The following is a 9,046-nucleotide window of genomic DNA, read 5'->3' on the forward strand; positions in this document are numbered from 1 at the left end:
CAGCAGCGGGAGCAGATCACGGCGCAGCGCCTCGAAATTCTCCAGCTTCGATGCCGGCCCGGACTACCAGCGGCGGCGCTGCGGCACCGGGTGGAGCCTGGCGGTGAGCGCCGAGAGGAAGGTCGGGAGCTTGTCGACCATGGCTTTGGGGACGGGGGTGGACTGGACGGTACCCCTCCTCACGTCCTGGACGACGAGGGCGTAGGTGCCGTTCTCCTCGACGAGTTCGGCGGCAAAGAGCAGTGTCTGCGTGGAGGTTTCCATCAGAGCTCCTGAGCTTGGGTTTCGTTGAGCCAGGCGGTCCACTCCTTGGTGGCCTGCTGCTCGTCGGCGTGCCCGGCGAACAGGTGGTGGCCGAGCCAGATCGGCACGTTCCAGGTGCTGCCGTTGAAGAACCGGTACAGGGCGTCCGGGCCTCGCAGACCGACGAAGTCGGTGCTGAGCCAGTCGACGACCACCTCCACGGGGTCACGGTCCGGGCCGGGGGCGAGGAGCGTGAACCGGTCGCCGACGGCCGCGTCGTCGGCGAGACCGAGGCGTCGGCGCAGGGCGGCGAAGTCGGCCGGATCGGCGGTGGATTCGGGGTGCTGGGACCTGACGTACGTGGCGGGGCGGCCGGCGAAGTGCCGGAGGTACTCGGCGAGGGCGTGCTGGTGGAAGTCGACGTACTTCTCGGCCACGTCCGTCTTGGCGTCCCAGTTCCAGGCGCCGTCGACGATGCCTGTGTGCACCCAGTGGATTCCCATCCGCAGGTGGCTCGTGACGCCGTCGGCCGACTCGATGCGGTAGCTGAGCGTGTTGGAGAACCCGCCCTCCTGAGTCGCCCGGACGGCGAAGTGGTGCGGCGGCTCCCACGCCACGACGGTGGCGTCTCCCCGGGTGACCTTTCCGCCGACACGCGGCTCGATCTCCATCGGATAGAGCCAGCCGAGGTTGCCGGGGCCGGTGGCGACCGCGTCCCAGACCTGGGCGGGTGGGACGGGCAGGTCCTGCTCCCGGCAGACCTCGAACTCTCGGGCCATGGTCGGTTCTCCTTCGTCGTCGTTCAGGTATCAGTAGGCAAGCGGGAGGGCGGTCAGCCGCCGCTGCAGCGGGTTGTCCCGCCAGTCCAGCGCCGCCCCGTCGGCCAGCCGCAGCTCGGGGAGCCTGCGCACCAGCGTGCCGACGGCCACCTCCGCCTGGAGCTTGGCCAGCGGGCCTCCGAGGCAGAAGTGCGGACCGTGACCGAAGCTCAGGTGCCGGTTGCCGGGGCGGGACAGGACGAGCCGGTCAGGGTCCTCGAAGCGCTCGGGATCGCGGTTGGTCGCGCCGAGGAACAGGTACACCAGCTCGCCCTCCCGCAGCGTCCGTCCGCCGATCTCCAGGTCCTCCGCGACGACCCGGACAATCGCCTGGGTCACCGTGTCGTAGCGGGCCAGTTCCTCGACGGCGCCGCGGATCAGGCCCGGATCCGTGCGCAGCCGGGCCAGTTGGTCCGGGTGGCGCAGCAGGGCCAGCACGCCGTTGCCGATCAGGTGGGTGGTGGTCTCGTCGCCGGCGGTGATCAGGACGAAGCAGGTGGACAGCAGTTCGGAGTCGGTGAGCCGGTCGTCCTGTGTCTGGGTGGCGACCAGGGCGCTGATCAGGTCGTCACCCGGTTCGCGCCGGCGCTGCCGGATGAGCCCGGACAGGTACTCCTCGTACTGGTCGATCGCCGCCTCGGACTTGTCGATGTCCTCGCTGAGCCGGCCGAAGCGGCGGAACCAGCTCTTGACCTGCGGGCGGTCCTCTTCCGGAATGCCGAAGAGTTCGCAGACCACGGACATCGGCAGCGGGGAGGCGACCGCCTCGATCAGGTCCATGGCCGGCCCGGCCGCGACCGCCTCGTCGATGAGGCGGTCGACGATCCGCTGGACGCCGTCGCGCAGGGCCTCGACCCGCCGGGCGGTGAAGGCCCTGTTGGCCAGTTTGCGCAGCCGGGCGTGGTCCGGTGGGTCGGTGTTGGTCATCACCCGGCCGAGTCGGTCGGTGAGCCGGCTGAGGGCTTTGAGGTCGCCGCCGAGCGCGCTGTAGGCGCGGGTCATCCTGTCCCGGTCGTTGGACAGCCGCAGGTCGCTCAGCGCCGCCTCGACGTCGGCGTACCGGGTGAGGTACCAGATGCCCTGGGGACTGCGGTGGACCGGGTCCTCGCGCCGCATGCGGGCGTAGAACGGGTACGGGTCCCGCCGGGCCCCGGGGGTGAGCAGGGCTGCGGCGAGGTCGTCGGGCCGGGCGGGGCCCGCGGTTTCGCGGGCCCCGCCCAGTGTGTCGGTGGAGGTCACGTCGGCCGTGCTACCGCTGGGCGTTCATGGCGTCGGCGAGGCTCTTGGGCCGCATGTCGGTCCAGGACTGCTCGACGTGTTCCAGGCAGGCGGCGTGGGAGTCGGGGCCGTGGACGACGGTCCAGCCGGCCGGGACGTCCGCGAACTGCGGCCAGAGCGAGTGCTGGTTCTCGTCGTTGACGAGGACGAGGAAGGTGCCGTCCTGGTCGTCGAAGGGGTTGGTCATGGGTCAGTCCTCCTGAAGGGAAAGGGTGGTACCACCGGAGTCACCGGTGGCCTCGGCGATCCTGGCGGCCAGGATCGGCCCGATCTGGGCCAGCGATCCCGCCTGGGTCATCTGGTCGTGCCGGGTGGTGATCTCGTGGGATTCGATCCGGCCCGTGATGTACGGGCGCCAGACCTCTGGACCGGCGTCGTCATGGCCCCGGTCGATCGTGGAGTTGAACAGCAGTAGATCCCCGTCGTACCTGCCGGGGACGAAGTCGACCGCCAGCTTCGCGTTGTTGATCATGATTTGGACGATCACCTCGACCTGCCGCTCGTTCAGGCCGGCCAGCGCGCTGCCCCGCCGGTTCAGCACCTCGGCGACCTCGGCGTAGGTGATCTCCTGGTCGTCCAGCTCGTCCGGGTCGACGTCGAGCACCCCGACGAGCACGTCCCGCACGGTGGGCACCGGCTCCTCCTCGAACCGCACGTCCTTCACCGGGTAGGCGTCGAGGATCGCCAGCAGTGCGGTCCGCTCGCCGCGGGCCTGCAGTTCGCAGGCCAGTGCGTGGGCGATCAGGCCACCCGCGGACCAGCCGAGCAGCAGGTACGGGCCCTCCGGCTGGATCTTCTGGACGTGGTCGGCGTAGTCGGCCGCCATCTCTTCGTAGGACGTCGGCAGCGGCTCGGGCCGGCCGAGGCCGCGTGCCTGGATCGCATAGACCGGGTGCTGCGGGCCGAGGTGGTTCAGCAGCCCGCTGTACGACCAGCTGATGCCGCCGCCGGGGTGGACGCAGAACAGCGGTGTGTCCATCCCGGTCGAACGCAGTGGCAGCAGCACATCCAACGCGTCGTCCGGATCGTTCATGGCCAGGTGTTCGGTGAGTCCGGCGACGGTCGGCGCCTCGAACAGCAGGCGCAGTCCCAGCTCCAGGCCGAGGGTCTCGCGGACCCGGGAGGCCAGCCGGGCGGCCAGCAGCGAGTGCCCGCCCAGATCGAAGAAGCCGTCGTCGATGCTCACCTGCTCCCGGCCCAGGACCTCGGCGAACAGGCCGCACAGCAGTTGCTCCTGCGGCGTCCGGGGGCCGCGCCCGGCATCCGACGCCCCGTAGTCGGGGGCGGGCAGGGCGACTCGGTCCAGCTTGCCGTTGGCGGTCAGCGGCAGCGCGTCCACGGTGACGAACGCCGCCGGCACCATGTAGTCGGGCAGTTCGCGGCGCAGTCGGCCGGACAGCTCGGTCATCTCGGGTGCGCCCTCGGGTGCGGGCACCAGGTAGGCGACCAGCCGCTTGTCTCCCGGCCGGTCCTCACGGGCGACCACGGCGGCCTGGGCGACACCCGGGCAGCCCGCCAGGACGGCCTCGACCTCTCCGGGCTCGATCCGCAGACCGCGCAGCTTGACCTGGTGGTCGACGCGTCCGGCGAACTCCAGCGTGCCGTCGGGGAGCCACCAGGCAAGGTCGCCGGTGCGGTACATACGGCTCCCGGCCGGCCCGTACGGGTCGGCGGTGAAGCGCTCCGCTGTCAGGCCGGGCCGGCCGAAGTAGCCTCGGGCCACACCCGTCCCCGCGAGGTACAGCTCACCGACCATGCCGGTCGGCATCGGCCGCAGCCGGTCGTCGAGCACGTAGGCACGCATGTTCGCCATCGGCCCGCCGATCGGCACGGTCGCGGCGTTCTCGGGGAGGCTGCGCACCGGGTGACAGGTGGCCAGGGTGGTGGCCTCGGTAGGCCCGTACCCGTTGACCACCTCGATACCCGGGCAGGCCGTGAGCACCCGGGCGGCAGCGGCCGGGGAGACCACGTCGCCGCCGGTCCACACCTCGCGCACCCCGGTGAGCAGGCCCGGACGCTCCTCGGCGACCAGCCGGAACAGTCCGGCTGTCAGCCACAGACCGGTCACCCCGTGCGTGGCGATCGTGTGCTGAAGCAGGTCGAGGTCGAGCTGCTCGGGCGGTGCGACCACGACACGGCCACCGTTGAGCAGCGGAACCCACAACTCGTAGGTCGAGAGGTCGAAGGCCGTCGGGGAGTGCATCAGCACCCGCTCATGTCCGCCGCCGCGCCATTCGGGGGTCAGCGCCAGGCCCACCACGTCCCGGTGGGTGACGGCCACGCCCTTCGGTCGTCCGGTCGAGCCGGAGGTGTACATGATGTACGCCACCTGCCCCGGTTCACAGGGGACGCCGACGTCGGACGGGTCGGCGGCCGCGGACTGCATGAGTGCGGCGAACACCTCCGGGGTGAGCACCAGGGCGGCTCCGCTCTCCCGCAGGATCAGGTCGATCCGGGAGGAGGGGAAGCGGGAGTCCAGCGGTACGTAGGCGCCGCCCGCCTTGATGATCGCCAGGATCGCCACGACCAGCTCCGCCGAGCGGTCCATCAGGACCGCGACCGGGGTCTCCGGCCGTACGCCCTGGCGGATCAGCGCCCTCGCCAGGCGGTCGGCCCGCAGGTCGAGCTCCGCGTAGGTCAGCTCGGTGCCGCCCGCCACGACCGCGACCGCGTCCGGGGCGACCCGCACCTGGCGGGCGAACAGCTCCGGCACCGAGGCCGACGGCAGCTCCACGGCCGTGTCGTTGAACCCGTGCAGCAGCCGGTGGCGTTCGGCGTCGGACATGAGGTCGATCCGGCTGATCGGCCGGTCCGGGTCGGCTACCGCCGCGCGCAGCAGGCGGGCCCAGCGCTCGAACAGCAGCTCCACCGTGGACCCGTCGAACAGGTCGGTGGCGTACTCCACCGCGCCGACCAGGCCGTCGGCGCCGCCGTCCGGGCGGAACTGCTCGGCCAGACTGAACGTCAGGTCGACCCGTGAGGTCCCGGTCGGCGCCTCCAGGTGGCCCGTCTCCAGCCCCGGCAACGCGAACTCGCCGAGCGGCGCGTTCTGCAGGGCCAGCATGATCTGGAACAGCGGGTGGTGGGCCAGCGACCGCACCGGGTTGGCCACCTCGACCAGGTACTCGAACGGCACGTCCTGGTGGTCGTACGCGGTGAGCGCCTTCTGCCGCACCCGGCCGAGCAGTTCGGTGAAGCCGGGGTCGCCGCTGGTGTCGGTGCGCAACACCAGGGTGTTGACGAAGAAACCGACGAGCTCGTCCAGCGCCTGGTCGGTACGGCCGGCGATCGGGCTGCCGATCGGGATGTCCGTACCGGCACCGAGCCGGGTGAGGAGAGCCGCGAGACCGGCCTGGAGCACCATGAACATGCTGGTGCCACGCGCGGTGGCCAGGTCGCGCAGCGCCTGGTGCAGCTCGGGGTCCAGCCGGACCACGACCCGGTCGCCCCGCTGGGAGGCCACCGGCGGCCGGGGCCGGTCGGCGGGCAGCTGCACCTGCTGCGGGATTCCCGTCAGCTCGTCCTTCCAGTAGGCCAGTTGCCGGGCGAACAGGCTGTCGGGATCGGCGGCGTCGCCGAGCAGGTCGCGTTGCCAGCCGGTGTAGTCGGCGTACTGCACCGGCAACGGGGACCACTGCGGCTCCTCGCCCCGGCAGCGCGCCGCGTAGGCCGTCGCGAGGCCGCCGGAGAGCGGCCCCATCGACCAGCCGTCGGCGGCGATGTGGTGCACCACGACCAGCAGCACGTGCCGGTCGGGGGCGAGAGCGTACAGCTCGGCCCGGATCGGCGGCTCCGCGGCCAGGTCGAAGCCGCGCCGGGCCGCTTCCGCCAGCCGCTCGGCCAGCCGGCTCTCGTCGAGTTCGACCACCGGCAGCGCCGGGTGTGCCTGCGCGGTGCTCAGCACGACCTGGTACGGGACGCCGTCGGTCTCGCGGAAGACCGTCCGCAGGCTCTCGTGCCGGGCGATCACGTCCGCGAGCGCGGCGTGCAGGGCCGGCCGGTCGAGGCCGCCGGTCAGGCTCAGCGCGAGCGGCATGTTGTAGGTGGCGCTCGGCCCGTCCATCCGGTGCAGGAACCACAGACGCCGCTGGGCGAAGGACAGTTCCACGCGCTCCGGTCGGGGCCGGGCGGTCAGCGCGGGCCGCGCTGCTCCGGAACCGTCCAGGTGGGCTGCCAGTCCGGCCACGGTCGGGGTCTCGAACAGGGTCCGGACCTCCAGCTCTGCGCCGAGCGTCACCCGGACCCTGGAGGCCAGGCGGGTCGCCAGCAGCGAGTGTCCGCCGAGGTCGAAGAAGCTGTCGTCGACCCCGACCTGTGCCAGCCCGAGCACCTCGGCGAACAGCTCCGCGAGGAGCTGCTCCTGTGGGGTACGCGGTGCCCGTCCGGCAGCGGCCGGGCCGAGATCGGGGGCGGGCAGTGCGCGCCGGTCGAGCTTGCCGCTGGCCGTCAGCGGCAGCGTGTCCAGCGAGACGAACGCCGACGGAACCAGGTAGTCGGGCAGCCGCCCTTGCAACCAGACGCGGAGTTCGCCGAGAAGGGCGCCGGTGCCACGGCTGCCGGTCGGGCGGTTGGTCAGCGAGGAAAGTGCCCTGCCGGTGGCCCCGGCCGGCCGGTACGGCTCGACCCGCGAGCCGTGGAGCGCCTGTGGATCGGCGAGGACGACGTCCACGGCGTCAGCCGCGGTGTCCGACCAGGTGACGGCCACCACGCGGCCGAACTCCCGCCCGAGGGCGTGGAAGTCCTCCGGGTCGGGGAGGTCGCTCTCCGCCGGGGCGTGCAACCGCTCCTGCAGTTCCGCGAGCGGCCCGTCCTCGTCCTGTACCGCCCGGGCCAGGGCGGCTTCCGCCACCACACGGCGATTCGGCACCCCGGTGATCCGCAGCACCTCGGCGGGTGGCTGGTCGAGCAGCTCGCGCAGCCCGGCCAGACCGGTGATCTGCTGCCCCCATGCCAGCTCGACGGACCGGCTCGGGGTCTGCCGGGCGACCGGGGGCTTGTGCAGCGTCACGTCGTAGCGGTAGCGGGTCAGTTCGTTGTGGTGACGGCCGCGCTTGACCTCAACGGCCATCGCGCCGATGTTCGTGCCGTGCTCGTGCAGGACGGTGAAGAAGTCCGGGTCGACCAGGAGTTCCTTCTCCACCCTGAGAGCCTGCTCCACCGCACGGCGCACGGCCGCGCGGTCGGCGCTGTCGTCGGCCCGGTGCAGCTCGACAGCGGTGGCCAGCGGGCGCAGCAGTCGCAGGTTGCGGACGTCGCCGACGAAGAGCGCGCCGCCGGGGGCGAGCAGCCGCATCAGTTTCCCGATCACGTCCGCGAGGTAGTCGGCGGACGGGAAGTACTGCACCACCGAGTTGATCACGATGGTGTCGAACTCCCCGGCCGGCAGCCCGTCGGTGTCGTGCGCCGGACGGGTCTGCAGCACCAGACGCCCGGTCAGCCGCTCCTCCCTCGCGACCTGGGCGGTCAGGGCGTCGATCGCGGTGGCGGAGAAGTCGGTCGCCCAGTAGGTCTCGCAGTGGGGTGCGATCTGTGAGAGCAGCAGACCGGTGCCGACGCCGACCTCCAGCACCCGGCGCGGGCGCAGGGCCAGGATGCGGGCCACGGTGGCGTCCCGCCACTCCCGCATCTGCTCGACGGGAATCCGGTCGGCATCGTAACTACTGTTCCAACCCACGAAGTTGTGGCCGAAGGCCGCTTCGTCGGGGGCGATGGGCAGGTCGTCGTAGATGTCCTGCCACTCGCCCACGTGGTCCGCCTCCAGCCCGCTGTCCCGGGCCGCGTCCTGGTGCGGGACGACGTAGCCGACGAGCCGGTCGTCCTGGGCCGCGACGGCGGCCTGGGCGACGGCGGGGTGTTCGGCCAGGGCGGCCTCGACCTCGCCGGGTTCGACGCGGAAGCCGCGGACCTTCACCTGGTCGTCGGCGCGGCCGATGTACTCCAGCTCGCCGTCGGGCCGACGCCGCACCAGGTCGCCGGTGCGGTACATGCGCTCACCGGGTCCGAACGGGCAGGCGACGAATCTCCCCGCCGTCAGGCCAGGCCGGTCGAGGTAACCGCGCGCCAGGCCCGCGCCCGCGACGTACAGCTCCCCCGTCACGCCCGGTGGCACCGGCTGCAGTCGGTCGTCCAACACGTACACCCGGGCGTTGGCGATCGGCCGACCGATCGGCGGCACACCGGACCCCGGGGACAGCGGGTCGCTCATGGTCGCGCACACCGTGGTCTCGGTCGGGCCGTACGCGTTGATCATCCGACGCCCCGGCGCCCAGCGCTGCACCAGCTCCGGCGAGCACGCCTCACCCGCCACCACCAGCGTCGACACGGTCACCGTGCCGTCCGGCACTGCGGCGAGGACGGACGGAGGCACCGTCACGTGGGTGACGCCGAGGCCCGGGTCGGTCAGCGCGGCAAGCGGATCGGCGGCGACGGGGAGCACCAGGGTGGCGCCGCCCAGCAGGGCGGTGAAGATCTCCGACACCGAGGCGTCGAAGCTGGGCGAGGCGAACTGGAGCACCCGGCTGCCGGGTTCGATCGCGAAGCGCTCGATCTGTCCGGCGACCAGGCTCGCCACACCGCCGTGGCCGACCACGACACCCTTGGGGCGGCCGGTCGAGCCCGAGGTGTAGATCACGTACGCCGGATGCCGGACGTCGAGCGCGACCCCCGGGTCCGTGTCCGGCCAGTCACCCCCGACCACCATGGCCGGG

The 9,046-nt window shown here is 72.1% G+C and carries 5 protein-coding genes; all 5 read right to left on the reverse strand.

The features are described 5' to 3' along the window. Positions 1 to 63: 63 nt before the first annotated feature. Positions 64 to 264 carry a hypothetical protein gene (locus NBY69_RS16805; RefSeq protein ID WP_250301750.1) on the reverse strand — a complete coding sequence of 67 codons (201 nt, stop codon included), beginning with the start codon at positions 262 to 264 and terminating at the stop codon, positions 64 to 66. Continuing rightward, complete coding sequence (locus NBY69_RS16810) at positions 264 to 1,022, reverse strand: SRPBCC domain-containing protein (protein ID WP_250301751.1); 759 nt, start codon at positions 1,020 to 1,022, stop codon at positions 264 to 266. Before NBY69_RS16810 ends, NBY69_RS16805 begins: the two co-directional genes overlap by 1 nt. A gap of 30 nt (positions 1,023 to 1,052) precedes the next feature. Then, on the reverse strand, positions 1,053 to 2,300 hold the full coding sequence (locus NBY69_RS16815) for a cytochrome P450 (RefSeq protein WP_250301752.1): 1,248 nt from the start codon (positions 2,298 to 2,300) through the stop codon (positions 1,053 to 1,055). A 10-nt stretch (positions 2,301 to 2,310) separates the two neighbouring features. Continuing rightward, positions 2,311 to 2,526: an MbtH family protein gene (locus NBY69_RS16820; RefSeq protein ID WP_123467710.1), complete on the reverse strand. Its 216-nt coding sequence runs from the start codon at positions 2,524 to 2,526 to the stop codon at positions 2,311 to 2,313. A 3-nt stretch (positions 2,527 to 2,529) separates the two neighbouring features. After that, on the reverse strand, positions 2,530 to 9,046 hold a 6,517-nt coding region (locus NBY69_RS16825; RefSeq protein WP_374211282.1), incomplete at its 5' end, for an amino acid adenylation domain-containing protein.

The sequence above is a fragment of the Streptomyces sp. A 4/2 genome, from assembly GCF_940670765.1.
Classification (GTDB): domain Bacteria; phylum Actinomycetota; class Actinomycetes; order Streptomycetales; family Streptomycetaceae; genus Streptomyces.

Coding starts and splice junctions, on each gene's coding strand:
- NBY69_RS16810 (WP_250301751.1), bottom strand. CDS start 1,022: ATGGCCCGAGAGTTCGAGGTCTGCCGGGAGCAGGACCTGCCCGTCCCA.
- NBY69_RS16805 (WP_250301750.1), bottom strand. CDS start 264: ATGGAAACCTCCACGCAGACACTGCTCTTTGCCGCCGAACTCGTCGAG.
- NBY69_RS16820 (WP_123467710.1), bottom strand. CDS start 2,526: ATGACCAACCCCTTCGACGACCAGGACGGCACCTTCCTCGTCCTCGTC.